This is a genomic window from Sphaerisporangium rhizosphaerae (assembly GCF_042665155.1).
Lineage (GTDB): Bacteria > Actinomycetota > Actinomycetes > Streptosporangiales > Streptosporangiaceae > Sphaerisporangium > Sphaerisporangium rhizosphaerae.
Genome location: NZ_JBHTCG010000019.1, coordinates 82,208 through 99,157, shown reverse-complemented (window position 1 = coordinate 99,157; position 16,950 = coordinate 82,208). Strand labels below are relative to the sequence as shown.

Here is a 16,950-nt window from a genome sequence, read left to right as displayed (position 1 = left end):
CGCACGGCTACCATCGGTAGTGAATTCGGCGCACACCCCAGGCACAGTAGGGGTGATCCAGGGGGTGAGGCGTCTACCCGAATGCCATTCTCCCCGGCAGGTGAATATGACAGCTTCTAATGAGATAAATCCGCATGACTCCCCGCGCGCCCTGTTCGTCTTCGAGCTGCGCCGGCACAGGACCGCCGCCGGCCTCACCCAGAAGCAGCTCGCGGAACGCATCGGATTCTCCGAGTCCATGGTCGCCATGATCGAGTCCCTCAAGCGGACCCCGTCCCAGCGCTTCGCCGAACTCTGCGACCAGGCCCTCGACCTCGACGGCGCCATGACCAGGCTCCACGTCGCCACCACCTGGCACAAAGCCCCCGAACACTTCAGACCCTGGCTGGAAGAAGAACAAGACGCCACCGCCCTCCACGGCTGGGAGCCCGTGCTCGTCCCTGGCCTGCTCCAGACAGAGGCGTATGCGAGAGAGTTGTTCGCCGCCGAGCCCGGCATCGGTACCGACGAGATGGACGAACGCCTCGCGAGCCGCATGCAAAGGCAGACGGTCCTCGATCGCGAGGATGCCCCGTTCGTCGTGGCCCTGATCGACGAAGCCGTCCTTTATCGGCCCATCGGCACCGCCGAAGTCCGCAAAGAACAACTGACACATCTATTGGAAGTCGCTCAACGCCCTCAAGTGACCATTCAGATAGTGCCTCGCGCGGCGCAGGCACTCTGCGGACTACTGGGCGGATTCATCATCGCCGAGCGCAACGGCTCCTCGTACGCCGCATACGTGGAAGGACAGCCCAACGGGCGCATCGTGGATGATCGTCCCACGATCGCCAGATTGCTCCGTAGGTATGACGCTCTCAGCTCCGAAGCCGTACCGTACAGACAATCACTCAAGCTCATACACGAGGCGGTGGACCAGGATGCATGATCTTCGGGACGCTCAGTGGCGAAAGAGCACCTACAGCGGCGGCGACGGCGGCAACTGTGTCGAGGTGGCATCGAACCTGACCAGCATCGTCGCCGTACGTGACACCAAGAACCCGTCCAGCCCGGCCCTGGCCTGCACCCCCGCCAACTGGTCGACTTTCCTGAGCGGCCTGAAGAACGGCGCCCTCGGCGCCTGAACCAGCCCCTCCCCTGCAACGCGGCATCGCCCCCACACGGACCGACACCGGCCGACACCGCCTTAACCTCGGTACTCCCGTACACCTGGGCCGGTCAGAAGGGCGCCGACGCGGAGGGAAGATGGTCGGCGAATACGGCGCCCTCCTACGGCGAACAACTTGGCCACCGCCCTGGTCGGCCGCCGTAGTAGGCGCCGCACTCACCGACCTGCATCCCACCGCCCCGGCGCCGAACCAAGCACCACTGATCGAGAGGTAAGGCGAAGCCCCGCCCGGCACAGTGTCTGGAACGACTTGGACGTCCGGGGAGCGCGAGGGGCCGGCAGGCCCCTCGCCGGGGGTTCGGGGGCGTGCCCCCGAGACGACACGGCCCGAGCGCTGAATGCGCGAAGCGCGCCGTGGCTCGGACCATGCCTTACGCACCTCAAAAGGCCGAGTGCCCTTGCGCGAAGCGCGCCATAGCTCGGACCTAACCCGCGCCCTCCGAGGACCCGAGCACCGTTGCGCGTAGCGCGCCGATGGCTCGAGCCATGCCTTATGCGCTGGTGCGGGAACGGGCGAGCCGGGACAGGGCGGCCTGGATGACTTCGGGGCCGTCGTCGTCGTGGGTGCGGCTGCGGGCGAAGAGCCACAGCGGCTCGGGGTAGTGGTACCGGTCCAGGTCGCCGGGGACCAGCAGGTGCAGGTCCACGAGGGACTCCAGCAGCGCGGCGGTGTGGCCGAGGGGCAGTTCGAGCACGGCCGCGGCGGCGGCGAGGGAGATCTCGGGCTCCTCCGCGACCGACAGCAGCCGGAACGCCCGGGCCTGCGCGGGTGAGAGCCGCTCCAGCACCGACGCGTACGGCCGCTCGATGGCCCGGCACTCCGCCGGGAGCACTGGCGAGCCAGGAGCGGGCCTGCCGATGCGCTGCCTGGCCTCGGCCATGCTCCAGCCCGGCCGGGAGGCGATCCGCGCGCCGACGGCCTGCACGATCTGCGGCAGTCCGGCGGTGCGCCTGGCCAGTTCGCGCACTTCGCCGGGCTCGGGCCGCACCCGGTCGGCGCCGATGATCCGTTCCAGCAACGCGACCGCGTCGTCCTCTTCCAGCCCGGCCAGCCGCAGCCAGTGGGCCGACGCCAGGTCGTACAGCCGCTGTCGCGCGGTGACCAGGACGGCGGGCCCGCCCGGGCCGGGCAGCAGCCGCCGCACCTGCTCGGCGTCGCGGGCGTCGTCCAGCACGACCAGCAGCCGGCGGCCGGTGGTGAGCGTCCGCCACAGCGCCATCCGCTCGCTGAACGACTCGGGCAGCCCCGTGTCCAGGACGCCGACGCCGCGCAGCAGCTCGGCCAGCGGCTCGCCGGCGGTGCCGAGGTCGACGAACAGTTGACCGTCGGGGAAGTCCGCGGCCACCTCGTACCCGAGGTGCACGGCGAGGGCGGTCTTGCCGACGCCGGCGAGTCCTTCGAGGCCGACCACCGGGACGCTGGCCCGGGACGGGGTGAGAGCGCCGGCCATCAGGGACCGTTCCTGATCACGACCGACGAAGTCCGGCAGGTCGGGCGGAAGCTGGGTGGGACCGCCGGGCGCGGCGACGGCGGACGGCGGAGCGGGCGCGGCGGGGGCGAGCAGCGCCGGGTCGGAGGCGAGGATGCGGCGCTGCATCTCCCGCAGGTCCGGACCCGGATCCAGGCCGAGTTCGCCGGCGAGCAGCCGCCGCGCGTCCTCGAACACGGCGAGCGCGTCCGCCTGCCGGCCGGACCGGTAGAGCGCCAGCATCAGCAACTCGCGCGGCCGTTCGCGCAGCGGCTGCTCTCCGATGACCTGCGCGAGCCCGGCGGCGGCCTCGGCGTGCCGGCCGGAATCGATGTCGGCGGCGGCCAGGTCCTCGATCGCCGTCAGCCGCAGTTGCTCCAGTCGTACACGCTCGAACTCGGCGTAGTCGCCGTTGACGCCGGCGAGCGGAGTGCCGTGCCACAGGCTCAGCGCCGCGCGTAGTGCGGTCGCCGCCGCGGGCGCGTCACCGGCCCGGCGGGCCTCCCTGGCGAGGCCGAGGTGCCGCTGGAACTCGGTGAGATCGAGATCGCCGGTGCGTAGCGCATAGCCGCCGCCGACCGACTCGATCACCGCGGTCGAGTGGCCCGGGTCGAGCACCCGGCGCAGCCGTGAGACGTAGGAGCGGACGACGCCGACGGCGGCCCGGGGCGCCGCACCGCCCCAGATCGCGGCGATCAGCTGGTCGGGCAGGGCCGGCAGGCCGGTCTGCAGCAGGAGGATCGCGAGGATCGCCCGTTGCTGCGGGCTGCCCAGGTCGATCTCGTCGTCGCCGCGCCAGGCGCGCACCGGCCCGAGCACTTCGAAGCGCAGCCGCTCCCCCACCGATGACTCCCTCCAGCCGCTCCCCCTGGTCGTCACCGGCAACGACCTGCGACAACCCGGTATTCCGCCTCAGCCGGCGCCGAGGAGGTCGGTGAAGGGGGTTGGCGTGAAGGGGTCGCGGACGTCGGGCGCGGCCCGTCGGCGGATCTCGGCGGCGAACTGGGTCGCGGCGCGGTCGATCCGGTGGGCCAGCAGGTCGGGTGCGGCGGCGCCGCCCCAGTCTTCCGGCGCCGCGAAGACCGACGTGGGCACGACCACGGCTCCCAGATAGGCGAACAGCGGCCGTACCGTGCTCTCCAGCACCAGCGAGTGGCGCGCGGTGCCGCCGGTCGCGCCGATCAGCACCGGCTTACCGCCCACCGCGTGGTCGTCCATCAGATCGAGGACCTCGAAGAACGCCTTGAACAACGAGCTGTGGGAGGCGGCCAGCGTCGGGGTCACGGCGATCAGGCCGTCGGCCGCTGCGACCGTTTCCAGCGCGGTCCGCAGTCCCGGGTCCGGAAAGCCGCTGACCAGGTTGTCCACCAGGCCGTGCCCGTGCTCGCGCACCTCGATCACGCGCGTCTCGACCTGGTCTCCCCACTCGCGCAGCTCACGCTCGGCCGAGGCGGCCAGCCGGTCGGCGAGAAGCCGGGTCGAGGAGGGGCGGCCGAGCCCGGCGGAGACCACGGCGATGGTGCGCCTCGTCGGCCCCGCGCTACCGTCGCCGGTCGGCCCTGTCACCGCTCCGCCGCTTTGGGCGGTTCGCGCGGCCACCGTTCGGTCCCTTTCGACGGTCCACGCGCCCGTCGCCGCGCCGCCCTCACCGGCAGACGTGCTCATCGCTTCCCCGCCATCACCGGTTGACGTGCTCATCGCTGGGCCGCCTTCAGGGACTCGTGCGTCGGAGCGTCCGGGATGTGTGCCGGTCGGAGGGACGCGAACTCCTTGCGGAGGACCGGAACGACCTCCTCGCCGAGGAACTCGATCTGGTCGAGGACCGCGTGGTGCGGCAGGCCCATGCCGTCCACGTTGAACAACTGACGCTGGTAGTCGCCGAAGTCCTCCCGGAACCGGAGCGTCCGGTCGATGATCTCCTGCGGGCTGCCCACCGCCAGGGGCGTCTGCCGCATCGTCTCCTCCAGCGACGGCCCGTTGCCGTACGTCGGGGAGTTGTCGAAGAACGGCCGGAACTCGGCGATCGCGTCCTGCGACCTTCGCCGCATGTAGACCTGCCCGCCGAGTCCCACGATCGCCCGGTCGGCCGGTCCGTGCCCGTAGTGCTCGAAGCGGGTGCGGTACAGCTCGATCATCCGGCGCGTGTGCTCCTTCGGCCAGAAGATGTTGTTGTGGAAGAACCCGTCACCGTAGTAGGCGGCCTGCTCCGCGATCTCCGGGCTGCGGATGGAGCCGTGCCAGACGAACGGCGGCACGCCGTCGAGCGGGCGCGGGGTCGAGGTGAACGACTGCAGCGGCGTGCGGAACCTGCCCTGCCAGTCGACCACGTCCTCGCGCCAGAGCCGGCGCAGCAGGGCGTAGTTCTCCACGGCGAGCGCGATGCCGTCGCGGATGTCCTTGCCGAACCACGGGTAGACCGGGCCGGTGTTGCCCCGGCCCATCATCAGGTCGACCCGGCCCTCCGCCAGGTGCTGGAGCGTGGCGAAGTCCTCGGCGATCTTCACGGGGTCGTTCGTGGTGATCAGCGTGGTCGACGTCGACAGCAGGATCCTGCTGGTGCGCGCCACGATGTAGCCGAGGATCGTGGTGGGCGAGGACGTCACGAACGGCGGATTGTGGTGCTCGCCCATCGCGAAGACGTCGAGACCCGCCTCCTCCGCCTTCAGCGCCGTCTCCACCATCCGTCTGATGCGCTCATGTTCGGTCGGTGCGCGCCCGGTGGCGGGATCGGGCGCGATGTCGCCGACCGTGAAGATGCCGAACTGCACGGCGATCACCTTTCAGGAGTAGGCCGTGACCGATGGTTCCGGTCACGTCCCGATGAAAGCGCCGCGACGATGACAGCCGCTGCACGTCCGATTCACGCGCCCTGCACGCCCCGCGCGAAGCGCACCACCGCAGGACCGCGTCACGCGAGATCATTTGCGGTACGTGCCGCGCATCGACCGCTGGGAGGCTCCGTGGATGAGGTGTCCGTCCGGGACATGACGGTGGAGGACGTCCCGGCGGTGTCGGCCGTCCGGGTCACCGGCTGGAAGACCGCCTACGCGGGGATGATTCCCCGCGAGTTCCTGGACCTGATGACCGTCGAGGCCGACAGCGAGTACCGCAGGAGCGCCTTCCGGAGCGACTCCCCGGTACAGAACCTCGTCGCGGAACGGGACGGGACGGTGGTGGGCTGGGCCGCGCTGGGCCCCTGCCGCGACGAGGGCTGCACGGCCCTGGACGGGGAGATCTACGCGCTGTACGCGTTGCCGGACGCGATCGGCACGGGCATCGGCCGCGCGCTGATGCGCGAAGTGCTCGCCCGCGCCCACCGCGCGGAGTTCACCACCCTGCGCCTGTGGGTGCTGGAGGCCAACCGCCGCGCCCGCCGCTTCTACGAGCGCGCCGGCTTCCACGCCGACGGGGGACGGTCACTGTGGAACATCGGCCTGACGTCGGTCCCCGAGGTCAGCTACGTCCGCGATCTTCTCGGCGACTCCGGCGCCCGGCCCGCAGCGGGCTGAACCCTGTGTGACGGGCCGAACGCCAGGCCGGCCGAGCGCTACGCGGCGTGGCCCGCCCGCAGGAGGCCGTAGGTCACGGCCTGCTCGAGCGCCTGCCAGGAGGCCTCGATGATGTTCTCGTCCACGCCGACCGTCGCCCACTCGCCGCTGGCGTCGCTGGAGGTGACCAGGACGCGGGTGACGGCCCCGGTGCCGTGGGTGCCCTCGACGATGCGGACCTTGAAGTCGATCAGCTCCACCTCGGCCAGCTCGGGGTACAGCTTCTCCAGGGCCAGGCGGACGGCGCGGTCGAGCGCGTTGACCGGGCCGTTGCCCTCGCCGGTGGCGACGATGCGCTCGTCCTTGGCGTGCAGCTTGACCGTGGCCTCGCTGACCACGTCGCCGCCCGGGCGCCGTTCGACGATGACCCGCCAGGACTCGACGGTGAAGTGCCTGCGCCGCTCGCCGGTCACGGTGTCGCGCAGCAGCAGCTCGAAGGAGGCGTCGGCGGCCTCGAAGGTGTGCCCGCGCGACTCCAGGTCCTTGACCCGGTCGACCAGCTCGCGCGACTGCTGGGAGGTGAGGTCGTAGCCGAGCGCCTTGCCCTTCAGCTCCACCGAGGCCCGCCCGGCCATGTCGGAGACGAGCATGCGCATGTCGTTGCCGACCTCGGCGGGGTCGATGTGCTGGTAGAGGTTCGGGTCGACCTTGATCGCACTGGCGTGCAGCCCGGCCTTGTGGGCGAACGCCGAGACGCCGACGTAGGGCGCGTGGGAGTTGGGCGTGACGTTGGTGACCTCGGTGATCGCGTGGGCGATGCGGGTCATCTCGGCCAGGGACTCCCGGGGCACCAGGTCGAAGCCCCGCTTGAGCTGCAGGTTGGCGACGACGGTGAACAGGTTGGCGTTGCCGGAGCGCTCGCCGTACCCGTTGGCGCAGCCCTGGACGTGAGTGGCGCCCGCCCGCACGGCGGCCAGGGTGTTGGCGACGGCGCAGCCGGTGTCGTCGTGGCAGTGGATGCCGATGCGGGCGCCCGTGCCGGCCGCCTGGTGGACGACGTCGGCCAGTTCGTCGGGCAGCATGCCGCCGTTGGTGTCGCACAGCGCGATGACCGAGGCGCCGGCCTCGGCGGCGGTGCGCAGCACCTCCAGCGCGTAGGCGGGGTTGGAGTTGTAGCCGTCGAAGAAGTGCTCGGCGTCCAGGAAGACCCTCTGCCCCTCCGCGCGCAGGTGGGAGACCGTGTCGCGGATCATCGCGAGGTTCTCCTGGAGGGTCGTGCGAAGGGCCAGTTCGACGTGCCGGTCGTGACTCTTGGCGACAAGGGTCACGACCGGCGCGCCGGATTCGCGCAAGGCGGCGACCAACGGGTCGTCGGCCGCCTTCACTCCGGCTCGGCGGGTCGCGCCGAACGCGGCGAGCTGCGCGTGCTTCAGGTCGAGCTCGGTCCGAGCCCGCCGGAAGAATTCGGTGTCCTTGGGGTTGGCCCCCGGCCAGCCGCCTTCGATGAAGCCGACGCCCAGGTCGTCCAGGTGGCGGGCCACGGCGAGCTTGTCGGCGACGGTGAGGGACAGCCCCTCCTGTTGCGCGCCGTCGCGCAGCGTCGTGTCGTACACATGGAAGCGGTCGTCGGCCATGGTTTGTCTCCTTCGCGGGGTGCCTTCTTGCGTTCGCCGCGCGCGATGTCCGCCGTCGGGCCCGGAAAGCCGGCCCAAACAAAAAGACCCCTCACGGACGTGAGAGGTCTGCGCGCCGGCGGTGTCCCTTTTCAGCCAGCGCGCCTGCTGATAATGAGCAGACCGTAGAACATGGTGCCCGTAGTCTGCCACACGCCGCCACCATATGGCACATCGATCTCACCATCCGGACGTCCGCCGTCACCGCCGCCCCGCCTGCCCCACCGGCATCCACAGGCATTCTCGATTTCCGGCGGACCGCAACTCACCCCCCTTACGCTAAGCGACGGTAAAGCGACGTTACGCAACCCACCTGGAGGGGATGATGCGCCTATGGCCAAGGTCCTGGACAAACCCGCCGCACCACCGATGGGAGATCAAGATATGCCGCCCATCACTCCACATATCGGCACGGCGCCCCTTGATGCAGCAGCGACGGACGACTACGCACAGCTGGAGGAGATCTATCTCGATCTCGACACCCGCCTGGGCAAGGCACGCAAGCTGGAGATCATCGACGGCCGGATCGTGGTGAGGGAGATGCCGACCGGAGAGCACAATGACATCGTCTTCCTGCTTCTTTCCCAGCTGCTCGCCGTCGCCGTCGAGCGCGGTTGGAAGGTCTGGAACGACATCGCCATCTTCCTCGGACCCCAGATGGACCGCTACCGGCCAGACCTCACCGTGGTCCCGGCCAACCCTCCGATGTGGGGCAGCGACCAGGTACATGGCTATGCGTCCCTACTCGCCGTGGAGGTCGTCTCCAAAAGCAGCGTCCACGACGATCACGTGACCAAGCCCAAGAACTGCGCCGCGGGCGGAGTCCCACTCCTTCTGGTGATCGACGGATTCGAGCGAAAGGCTCGACTCTTCAGCCGCCCCGCTCCAGACGGCTACGAGCAGCAGACCGAGGTGACTCTGGGAGCTCCGTTGGAGCTGCCGGAGCCGTGGGGCTTCATACTCGACACCGGCAAGCTGGGAGGCTGAGAGAAGCGAACGTCCAGCCCGGTCACGGACGACCGGGCTGGACGTGGTGGGTCAGCAGATCTTGTGGACCCAGTTGTGGGGGTCGGGGCGGGTGCCGTACTGGACGCCCATGAGTTCGTCGCGGAGTCGGAGGGTGAGCTTGCCGGGGGTTCCGTCGCCGACGGTCCAGCCGCCGTCGACGCCCTTGACCGAGCCGACCGGGGTGATGACGGCGGCCGTGCCGCAGGCGAAGACCTCGGTCAGCTCGCCGGACTCGCAGCCCGCGCGCCACTCGTCGATGGAGATCTTTCCCTCCTCGGCGGTCAGGCCGAGGTCGTCGGCCAGGGTGAGCAGCGAGTCGCGGGTGATGCCGGGCAGCAGCGTCCCGGTGAGGTCGGGGGTGAGCAGGCGGTCGCCGAAGACGAAGAACAGGTTCATCCCGCCCATCTCCTCGACGTAACGGTGCTCGAAGGCGTCGAGCCAGACGACCTGGTCACAGCCGTTCTCGACGGCCTGCCGCTGCGCCACGAACGCGGCGGCGTAGTTGCCGCCGCACTTGGCGAACCCGGTGCCGCCGGGCGCGGCGCGGGTGTAGTCCTGCGACAGCCACACCGAGACCGGCTTGACGCCGCCGGAGAAGTACGCCCCGGCCGGCGAGGCGATCACCATGTACCTGTAGGTGCGGGAGGGGTAGTTCACCCCGAGCGCCGGCTGCGTCGCGATCATGAAGGGGCGCAGGTAGAGGCTGTGGCCCTCGGTGGTCGGCACCCAGTCGCGGTCGGTCTGCACCAGCAGTTCCAGCGACTCCACGAAGGTCTGCTCGGGCAGCTCGGGCATCGCCATGCGGGCGGCCGACCGGTTGAAGCGGGCCGCGTTGGCGTACGGGCGGAAGGCCACGATCGAGCCGCCGGACTGCCGGTAGGCCTTCAGCCCCTCGAACAGTTCCTGGGCGTAGTGGAACACCGAGGTGGCCGGGTCGAGCGTCAGCGGCCCGTACGGGGTGAGGCGGGCGTCGTGCCAGCCGCGTCCCTCGGTGAAGTCGATGGAGATCATGTGATCGGTGAAGGTCTGCCCGAAACCGGGGTCCGCCAGTACGCGCTCGCGCTCGGCCGGAGTGCGAGCGGCGCCGGAGAGCTGCACGTCGAAGCTGAGCTGCTGAGCGGTCGTCATGTCGGATCCTTCTCTGCTCTGTCGGTCGCGCCTGCATCCATTCTGCGACGGACCAGGTAACGGGAAACTACTGCATCAAATGGGCATACGGGAGTGTGTCGGTATGGCCTTGCCCCGGTGGCTCACCTGGTGCGCAGAACGCGAAAACGCGCACGGCGGCCCCGGGCGGGGGCCACCATGCGCGTCGGTCGGCGTAGGGCGGCCCCTCAGCCGGTTACTCGTGCGGTGATGTCGTCGCCGATCTCGCGGGTGGTGCGCGAGACCCAGTCGGCCTGGCGCTCGACGAGGTCGACGGCCACGGCCTGCTCGATGCGGGCGGCCTCGGCGGTCAGCCCGAGGTGGTCGAGCATCATGGCGACCGACAGGATCGCCGCCGTCGGGTCGGCCTTGCCCTGCCCGGCGATGTCGGGGGCGCTGCCGTGGACGGGCTCGAACATGCTGGGCGCCCAGGACGCCGACCCCGGCGTCGCGGGGTTGACGTTGCCGCTGGCGGCCAGGCCGATGCCGCCCGCGACGGCCGCGCCGAGGTCGGTGAGGATGTCGCCGAACAGGTTGTCGGTGACGATGACGTCGAAGCGCTTGGGGTCGGTCACGAAGAACATGGACGCGGCGTCGACGTGGCAGTAGTCGGTGGTGATCTCGGGATACTCGGCGGAGACCCGCTCGACGACGCGGGCCCACAGATCGCCCGCGTAGGTCAGCACGTTGGTCTTGTGGACCAGCGTGAGCTTCTTGCGGGGACGGGTCATGGCCTTGTCGAAGGCGTAGCGCACGACGCGCTCGACGCCGAAGGCGGTGTTCAGGCTCTCCTGCGTGGCGATCTCCTGCGAGGTGCCGCGGCGCATGACGCCGCCGGCGCCGGCGTAGGGGCCCTCGGTGCCCTCGCGGACGACGATCATGTCGATGTCGTCGGGGCGGGCCTTGCCGAGCGGGGTCTCGACGCCGGGGAAGAGCTTGACCGGGCGCAGGTTGACGTAGTGGTCGAGCTCGAAGCGCAGCTTGAGCAGCAGATCGCGCTCGAGGACGCCGGGCGGCACGCTCGGGTGGCCGACGGCGCCCAGCAGGATGGCGTCGTACCCGCGCAGCTCGGCCAGGGTCTCCTCGGCCAGGATCTCGCCGGTGGCGTGGTAGTGGGCGGCGCCCAGCGCATAGGTGGTGGTCTCCACCTTCAGACCGAGGGCCTGGAGGACCTTCAGCCCTTCCGCGACCACTTCACCGCCGATGCCGTCTCCTGGGATGACGGCCAGACGGATGTCGTGAGAATCCCGCATGCACGTAGCCTACCGGTCCGTCTCGACGGCCGGGCACGTCATCTCACCGCTCGGACACGATCGGCGCGTCAGAGCGGGGGAACCTGGGCGACGGCTCGCTCGAAGACCAGGTCGCGGGCCGCGGTGAGGCCCACGGCCATCGCGCCGAGCAGCACCGCCTCCGTGCCGAGGTCGGAGGCCTCGATCATGGGGACGCGCAGCGCCACCAGGTCGCGCAGGCAGTCGGTGACCGGGCCGATCAGCAGGTCGCCCGCCTGGACGCCGATGCCGCCGCCCAGCACGACGAGCTGGGGGTCGAGCACGGCGATCACCCCGGCCAGGGCGTGCGCGATGTGGTCGGCCTCGATGGCGACGACCCGGCGGGCGACCGGGTCGGCGGCCCGTGCGGCGTCGAAGACGTCCTTCGCGCTGGTCACGCCCTCCATGCCGAGCCGGGTGGCGAGCGCGACCACGCCGTCGGCGGACGCCACGGACTCCAGCATGCCCCGGCCGCGGTTGACCAGCGGGTCTCCCTCGCCGACCGGCATGTAGGAGATCTCGCCGGCGGCGCCCTGCGCGCCGCGGTAGAGCTTGCCGTCGATGACGACGCCCATGCCGATGCCGGTGCCGATCCAGACCAGGGCGAAGTGGTCGACCCCCTGGCCGAGGCCGTAGGCCCCCTCTCCGACGGCGGCGAGGTCGACGTCGTTCTCCACGACGTACGGCGCGTCGGCGGCGACGCCCGCCAGCAGTTCGATCGCTCCGGGCCGATCCCAGCCGGGGAGGTTCGGGGCGAGCTGGAGCGAGCCGGTCTCCTTGTCGTGGATGCCGGGCGTGCCGAAGACCGTCAGCGTGATGTCCGCGAGCGCCGCGCCCGCCTCGTCGACCAGTTCGCGGGCCAGGCCGCCCAGCCAGGCGACGAGCTCGTCGGGGGTCTCGCCGCCTCTGCGGTGCTCGTCCCTGCGGGCGGCGATGTCGCCGACCAGGTCGGCCAGGGCCAGCCGGACGAACTCCCTTCCGACGTCGACGGCGAGGACCCAGCCGGCCTGCGGCCGGATCTCGTACAGCAGGGCGGCGCGCCCGGTGTTGCCGGCGCGCAGGCCCACGGGCCGTACCAGGCCGGCGCGCTCGAGACCGGTCAGGGCCATGGAGATCGTCGGCTTGGACAGCCCGGTGGCCTGCGCGAGCTCGGGCCGGGACACCTTGCCCAGCTTGAAGATCTCCGCGAAGACCGCGCGCTCGTTCATGACGCGCAGCACCGCTGTCGTGCTGGCCGTACCGCCGCTGCTCACCACGCCCCCAGATTGGCACAGGCCGCCTCGTGTCACGGTCGCGCGCAAGTTTGTTAAAGACCTTGCCAAACGCGGCCCGCGAAGTCCAGCATGCTGCCAAGAACTCCTCGAACCACCTGAGAGGCAAGCATGAGGGCGAAATGGTTCGCGGTCCCCCTGGTCGCGGCGGCGCTGGCGACAGGCTGCGGCGCTTCCACCGGCACGACCACCTCAACCACCGGACAGGCCGGCACCGGCGGCGAGAACGGCGAGAAGGCCCCGACCATCGCGCTCTTCCTCCCCGAGTCCAAGACCACCCGGTACGAGTCCTTCGACCGGCCGCTGTTCGAGGCCAAGGTGAAGAGCCTGTGCCCCGACTGCCGGCTGCTGTACTCCAACGCCGACCAGGACGCCGCCAAGCAGCAGCAACAGGTCGAGGCGGCCCTCACCCAGGGCGCCGACGTGCTCGTGCTCGACGCGGTGGACGCCGCCGCGGTCGCACCCCTGGTCAACCAGGCCAAGCAGAAGAAGGTCCCGGTCATCGCCTACGACCGGCTGATCTCGGGCATCGGCTACGACTACTTCGTCTCCTTCGACAACGTGCGGGTGGGCGAGATGCAGGGCCAGGCCCTCCTGGACGCGCTCACCAAGAACGGCACGGCGGCCAAGGGCCAGATCGTCATGATCAACGGTGCGACCACCGACCCGAGCTCCGCCGACTACAAGAAGGGCGCCCACAACGTCCTGGACGGCAAGGTCAAGATCGGCCGGGAGTTCGACACCCCCGACTGGAGCCCCGACAAGGCCCAGCAGGAGATGGAGCAGGCCGTCACCGCCCTCGGCCGCGACCAGATCGTCGGCGTGCTGTCCGCCAACGACGGCATGGCGGGCGGCGCGATCGCCGCGATGAAGCGCGCCGGGTACGACCCGACGCCGCCCATCACCGGCCAGGACGCCGAACTGGCCGCCGTCCAGCGCATCCTGACCGGCGAGCAGTACATGACCATCTACCTCGACATCAGGAGCGAGGCGGAGAAGTCGGCCGAACTGGCGGTGGCGGTCGGCAGGGGCGACAAGCCCGCCGCCGCGACCACGGTGAACAACGGCACCGCCGACATCCCCGCCTTCCTGCTCGACCCGATCGCGGTCACCGCGGACAAGGTGAAGGACACCATCGTGAAGGACGGCTTCTACAAGGCCGCGGACATCTGCAAGGGCGAGACGGCCGCCGCCTGCGCCAAGGCGGGCATCAGCTAGATGATCCGCGCGAAGGACATCTCCAAGCGGTACGGCGCGGTCCAGGCCCTGGAAGGCGTGAGCCTGGACCTGCGACCGGGCGAGGTGGTGGCGCTCGTCGGCGACAACGGCGCGGGCAAGTCCACCCTGGTCAAGGCCATCTCCGGCGTCATCTCCCCCGACAGCGGTGAGATCACCATCGACGATCGCCCGGTCCGCGTCGGCAACCCGCACGACGCGCAGGCCATGGGCATCTCCACCGTCTACCAGGACCTCGCCCTCTGCGAGAACCTCGACGTCGTGGCCAACCTGTTCCTCGGCTCGGAGCGGCGGCGCTGGTCCGTGCTCGGCCACATCCGCATGGAACGGGCGGCCCGCGACCTGCTCACCCAGCTCGACGTGCGCATCCGCGACATCCGGGTGCCGGTCGCCATGCTGTCGGGCGGACAGCGCCAGTCGGTGGCGATCGCCCGCGCCCTGATCGGCGAGCCCCGGCTGGTCATCCTCGACGAGCCCACCGCCGCCCTCGGCGTCGAGCAGACCGCCCAGGTCCTCGGCCTGATCCGGCGGCTGCGCGACCGCGGGCTCGCCGTCCTGCTCATCTCGCACAACCTGGCCGACGTGCGGGCCGTCAGCGACCGCGTCGTCGTGCTGCGCCTCGGGCGCAACGCCGGGGAGTTCCGTACGGCCGACACCTCACAGGAGTCCATCGTGGCCGCCATCACCGGAGCCGCCGCATGAGCTCGACGACCGTGCGGCCCGCGCACAAGCCCTACAGCCCGAAGCGGGCCGTCGAACGGATGCGGCGCGGCGACCTCGGCGCCTGGCCCGTCGTCGGCGGCCTGATCGCGATCGCCGTGGTGTTCGGATCGCTGAACGAGCACTTCCTGTCACCGGAGAACCTGACCAACCTGGCCCTGCAGATGGCGGCCACCGGGACGATCTCGCTGGGCATCATCATGGTGCTGCTCCTCGGCGAGATCGACCTGGCCGCCGGCTCGGTGAGCGGCCTGTGCGCGGTCATCATGACCATCATGAACGTCCGGCAGGGCTGGAACCCGCTGCTCGCCATCGTGGTGGCGGTCGCGGCCGGCGCGGCGATCGGGCTGGTGCACGGCCTGCTGTTCACCAGGGTCCGGATGCCGTCCTTCGTGGTCACGCTGGCCGGGCTGATCGGATGGCAGGGGCTGCTGCTGTTCCTGCTCGGCGAGCGCGGCACCATCAACCTGCCCTTCGACGGATTCGTGGCGAAACTGAGCGACACGTGGCTGCCGCCATGGCTCGCCTGGACGCTCGCCGTGGCGCTCGTCGGCGCCTACGGCGGCTCCCTGCTGCTCGGCCGGCGGCTCCGGATCGCCGCCGATCTGCCCGTCGGGCCCGCCTCCTGGGCGGTGGTGCGCGCGGGCCTGCTCGCCGTGGTGCTCGCGGCGGCGGTCGTCGTGCTGCAGGCCGACCGGGGCGTGCCGTTGCTGCTGGTCATCTTCGCGGCGCTCGTGGTCATTCTGGACCTGGTGCTGCGGCACACCGCCTTCGGGCGCTGGATGTACGCCGTGGGCGGCAACGCCGAGGCGGCCCGGCGCGCGGGCATCAACGTGACCCGCATCCGCGTGCTCGCGTTCGTGCTGTCGGGAAGCCTCGCCGCGTTCGGCGGCATCCTGGCGGCCAGCCGCCTGTCGGCGGTCAACCAGAGTTCCGGCGGCAGCGACATGCTGCTGATGGCCATCGCGGCGGCCGTCATCGGCGGCACGTCTCTGTTCGGCGGACGGGGACGGACCTACGCGGCGCTGCTCGGCATCCTGGTGATCCAGGCGATCACCAACGGCATGCTGCTGCTGAACCTCGACTCCTCGGTGCGCTACATGGTCACCGCGAGCGTCCTGGCCCTGGCCGTGGCGATCGACTCGCTGGCCCGCCGCGGAAGCACCCCGTGAGCCGGCGGGTCCTGCTCGGCATCGACTTCGGCGGCACCAAGGTCGCCCTCGCCACCGCCTCGGCGGACGACGTCGACCGGCCGCTGCGCAAGGTGCGGCTGCCGACCCGGGGCGACGAGGGCGCCCAGCAGGTGCTGCGCAGGTCCCTCGACGCCGCCGCCGAGCTCGCGGGCCGGTCCGGAACGCTCCAGGCGGTCGGGGTGTCCACGTTCGGGGTGATCAGGGGGGAGACGGTGCGGCTCGCGCCTACCGTGCCCGGCTGGGAGGGGCTGGAGCTTCCCCGGCTGCTCCGGGAGGAGTTCGGCGACACGCCGGTCGCGATCGACAACGACGTCAACGCGGCGGCCGCCGCGGAACTGCGCTGGGGCGCGCTCCGCGGCGTCGGAACGGGGCTCTACCTCAACCTCGGCACCGGCCTCGCGGCGGCGCTCGTGGTCGACGGGAGGGTGGCGCCGGGGGCGCACGGCGCGGCGGGCGAGATCGGGTACCTGCTCGGCGAGCCGGGGGACCTCGCGTTCAGCGAAGGCCACGCGCCGCTCGAGGAGATCATCTCAGGGCACGCGCTGGCGCGGCAGGGAGCGGCGCTCCTGGGACGGCCGGTGAGCGCCGCCTCGCTCTTCGAGGCCGGCGACGATCCGGCGGTGCGGGCGCTGCTGGACAGGGCCGTCGCGGCACTGGCGATGGCGGTCGCCAACGTGTGCGTGGTGCTCGACCCCGAACGCGTGGTGGTCGGCGGCGGGCTGATGGGCGCGTCGCACCACATCATGCCCCGGCTGACGGCCGAGATCCGCCGGGCGGTCCCGTTCCCGCCCGAGATCACGGCGGCCAGATTCGTCGACGACGCGCCGCTGTTCGGCGCGCTGGCGCTGGCGCTGACCGCGAGCGGCCGCCCGGTACGGGAAGACGCGAGCCGGCCGGGAGGGGCGTGACCGCTGGTCGTCCAGCGGGCCGTGGCGGTCTCCAGCGGGCCGCGGGTTGCTCCGGCGGGCTGCCGGTTCTCCAGCGAACCGTCAGTTCTCCGGCAGGCGGTCAGTTCTCCGGCAGGCGGTCAGTTCTCCGGCAGGCCGCCGTTGTCGCGGCGGTCGAGCGCCGTCTGCACGGGGTCGGGCGTCTCGTCCTCGTGGCGGTGCTCTTCGGTGGTGGGACTGTTCCAGGGATACATGTCGTACATGGCACGTCTCGCTCGCTGGTGGGCATGCGCGCGTCGGCGCACGCGGTCGGATGGGTCGGACGGAACTTCGACGAACCTCGATGGACCTCGACGGACCTCGACGGACCTCGGCGGAACCTCGGCGGAACCTCGGCGGAACCTCGGCGGAACGATGAAC

Annotated in this window: 16 protein-coding genes; 8 read left to right on the top strand and 8 right to left on the bottom strand. The window is 70.9% G+C overall.

What is annotated here, in order from left to right:
- Positions 1 to 106 precede the first annotated feature (106 nt).
- Together ACFQSB_RS25275 and ACFQSB_RS25270 are read left to right on the top strand one after the other, a co-directional pair.
- Positions 107 to 928 carry a helix-turn-helix domain-containing protein gene (locus ACFQSB_RS25275; RefSeq protein ID WP_380829461.1) on the top strand — a complete coding sequence of 274 codons (822 nt, stop codon included), beginning with the start codon at positions 107 to 109 and terminating at the stop codon, positions 926 to 928.
- Entirely contained in the window at positions 921 to 1,124 is a 204-nt protein-coding gene (locus ACFQSB_RS25270; protein ID WP_380829460.1) for a DUF397 domain-containing protein, read from the top strand. Before ACFQSB_RS25275 ends, ACFQSB_RS25270 begins: the two co-directional genes overlap by 8 nt.
- Positions 1,125 to 1,659: 535 nt before the next feature.
- Here ACFQSB_RS25270 and ACFQSB_RS25265 read toward each other — a convergent pair.
- The 3 genes from ACFQSB_RS25265 to ACFQSB_RS25255 all read right to left on the bottom strand — a co-directional run bounded on the left by ACFQSB_RS25265 (position 1,660) and on the right by ACFQSB_RS25255 (position 5,405).
- Positions 1,660 to 3,480, bottom strand: coding sequence for an AfsR/SARP family transcriptional regulator (locus tag ACFQSB_RS25265; RefSeq protein WP_380829459.1), 1,821 nt, complete (start codon positions 3,478 to 3,480; stop codon positions 1,660 to 1,662).
- A 69-nt stretch (positions 3,481 to 3,549) separates the two neighbouring features.
- The gene (locus tag ACFQSB_RS25260; protein ID WP_380829458.1) at positions 3,550 to 4,236 is read right to left on the bottom strand and encodes a CE1759 family FMN reductase; all 687 of its coding nucleotides are present in this window, start codon (positions 4,234 to 4,236) and stop codon (positions 3,550 to 3,552) included.
- A 95-nt stretch (positions 4,237 to 4,331) separates the two neighbouring features.
- Positions 4,332 to 5,405: an LLM class flavin-dependent oxidoreductase gene (locus tag ACFQSB_RS25255; RefSeq protein WP_380829457.1), complete on the bottom strand. Its 1,074-nt coding sequence runs from the start codon at positions 5,403 to 5,405 to the stop codon at positions 4,332 to 4,334.
- A 192-nt stretch (positions 5,406 to 5,597) separates the two neighbouring features.
- Between ACFQSB_RS25255 and ACFQSB_RS25250 the strand changes: the two genes are divergently transcribed.
- Entirely contained in the window at positions 5,598 to 6,146 is a 549-nt protein-coding gene (locus tag ACFQSB_RS25250; RefSeq protein ID WP_380829456.1) for a GNAT family N-acetyltransferase, read from the top strand.
- 38 nt (positions 6,147 to 6,184) lie between these two features.
- Here the strand turns inward: ACFQSB_RS25250 and cimA are convergent, their stop codons facing one another.
- On the bottom strand, positions 6,185 to 7,759 hold the full coding sequence (gene cimA, locus ACFQSB_RS25245) for a citramalate synthase (protein WP_380829455.1): 1,575 nt from the start codon (positions 7,757 to 7,759) through the stop codon (positions 6,185 to 6,187).
- Positions 7,760 to 8,131: 372 nt separating this feature from the next.
- Between cimA and ACFQSB_RS25240 the strand changes: the two genes are divergently transcribed.
- Entirely contained in the window at positions 8,132 to 8,785 is a 654-nt protein-coding gene (locus ACFQSB_RS25240) for a Uma2 family endonuclease (protein ID WP_380829454.1), read from the top strand.
- A 51-nt stretch (positions 8,786 to 8,836) separates the two neighbouring features.
- On the opposite strand, the gene ACFQSB_RS25235 is transcribed toward ACFQSB_RS25240, so the two are convergent.
- From ACFQSB_RS25235 to ACFQSB_RS25225, 3 genes are all read right to left on the bottom strand, one after another.
- Complete coding sequence (locus ACFQSB_RS25235; protein ID WP_380829453.1) at positions 8,837 to 9,934, bottom strand: branched-chain amino acid aminotransferase; 1,098 nt, start codon at positions 9,932 to 9,934, stop codon at positions 8,837 to 8,839.
- A gap of 206 nt (positions 9,935 to 10,140) precedes the next feature.
- A complete protein-coding gene (locus ACFQSB_RS25230) occupies positions 10,141 to 11,205 on the bottom strand; it encodes a 3-isopropylmalate dehydrogenase (protein WP_380829452.1) in 1,065 nt (354 codons plus the stop codon).
- A gap of 68 nt (positions 11,206 to 11,273) precedes the next feature.
- Complete coding sequence (locus ACFQSB_RS25225; RefSeq protein ID WP_380829451.1) at positions 11,274 to 12,479, bottom strand: ROK family transcriptional regulator; 1,206 nt, start codon at positions 12,477 to 12,479, stop codon at positions 11,274 to 11,276.
- A gap of 126 nt (positions 12,480 to 12,605) precedes the next feature.
- On the opposite strand from ACFQSB_RS25225, the gene ACFQSB_RS25220 reads away from it, so the two are divergent.
- The 4 genes from ACFQSB_RS25220 to ACFQSB_RS25205 are packed head-to-tail and all read left to right on the top strand — an operon-like array spanning position 12,606 to position 16,551.
- Positions 12,606 to 13,712 (top strand): sugar ABC transporter substrate-binding protein, encoded by a 1,107-nt coding sequence (locus ACFQSB_RS25220; RefSeq protein ID WP_354924870.1) that lies wholly within the window; start codon positions 12,606 to 12,608, stop codon positions 13,710 to 13,712.
- A complete protein-coding gene (locus ACFQSB_RS25215; RefSeq protein ID WP_354847355.1) occupies positions 13,713 to 14,432 on the top strand; it encodes an ATP-binding cassette domain-containing protein in 720 nt (239 codons plus the stop codon).
- Entirely contained in the window at positions 14,429 to 15,622 is a 1,194-nt protein-coding gene (locus tag ACFQSB_RS25210; RefSeq protein WP_380829450.1) for a sugar ABC transporter permease, read from the top strand. Before ACFQSB_RS25215 ends, ACFQSB_RS25210 begins: the two co-directional genes overlap by 4 nt.
- Positions 15,619 to 16,551 (top strand): ROK family protein, encoded by a 933-nt coding sequence (locus ACFQSB_RS25205; protein WP_380829449.1) that lies wholly within the window; start codon positions 15,619 to 15,621, stop codon positions 16,549 to 16,551. Before ACFQSB_RS25210 ends, ACFQSB_RS25205 begins: the two co-directional genes overlap by 4 nt.
- Before the next feature lie 119 nt (positions 16,552 to 16,670).
- On the opposite strand, the gene ACFQSB_RS25200 is transcribed toward ACFQSB_RS25205, so the two are convergent.
- The gene (locus ACFQSB_RS25200; protein ID WP_354924863.1) at positions 16,671 to 16,793 is read right to left on the bottom strand and encodes a hypothetical protein; all 123 of its coding nucleotides are present in this window, start codon (positions 16,791 to 16,793) and stop codon (positions 16,671 to 16,673) included.
- Between the last annotated feature and the right edge of the window lie 157 nt (positions 16,794 to 16,950).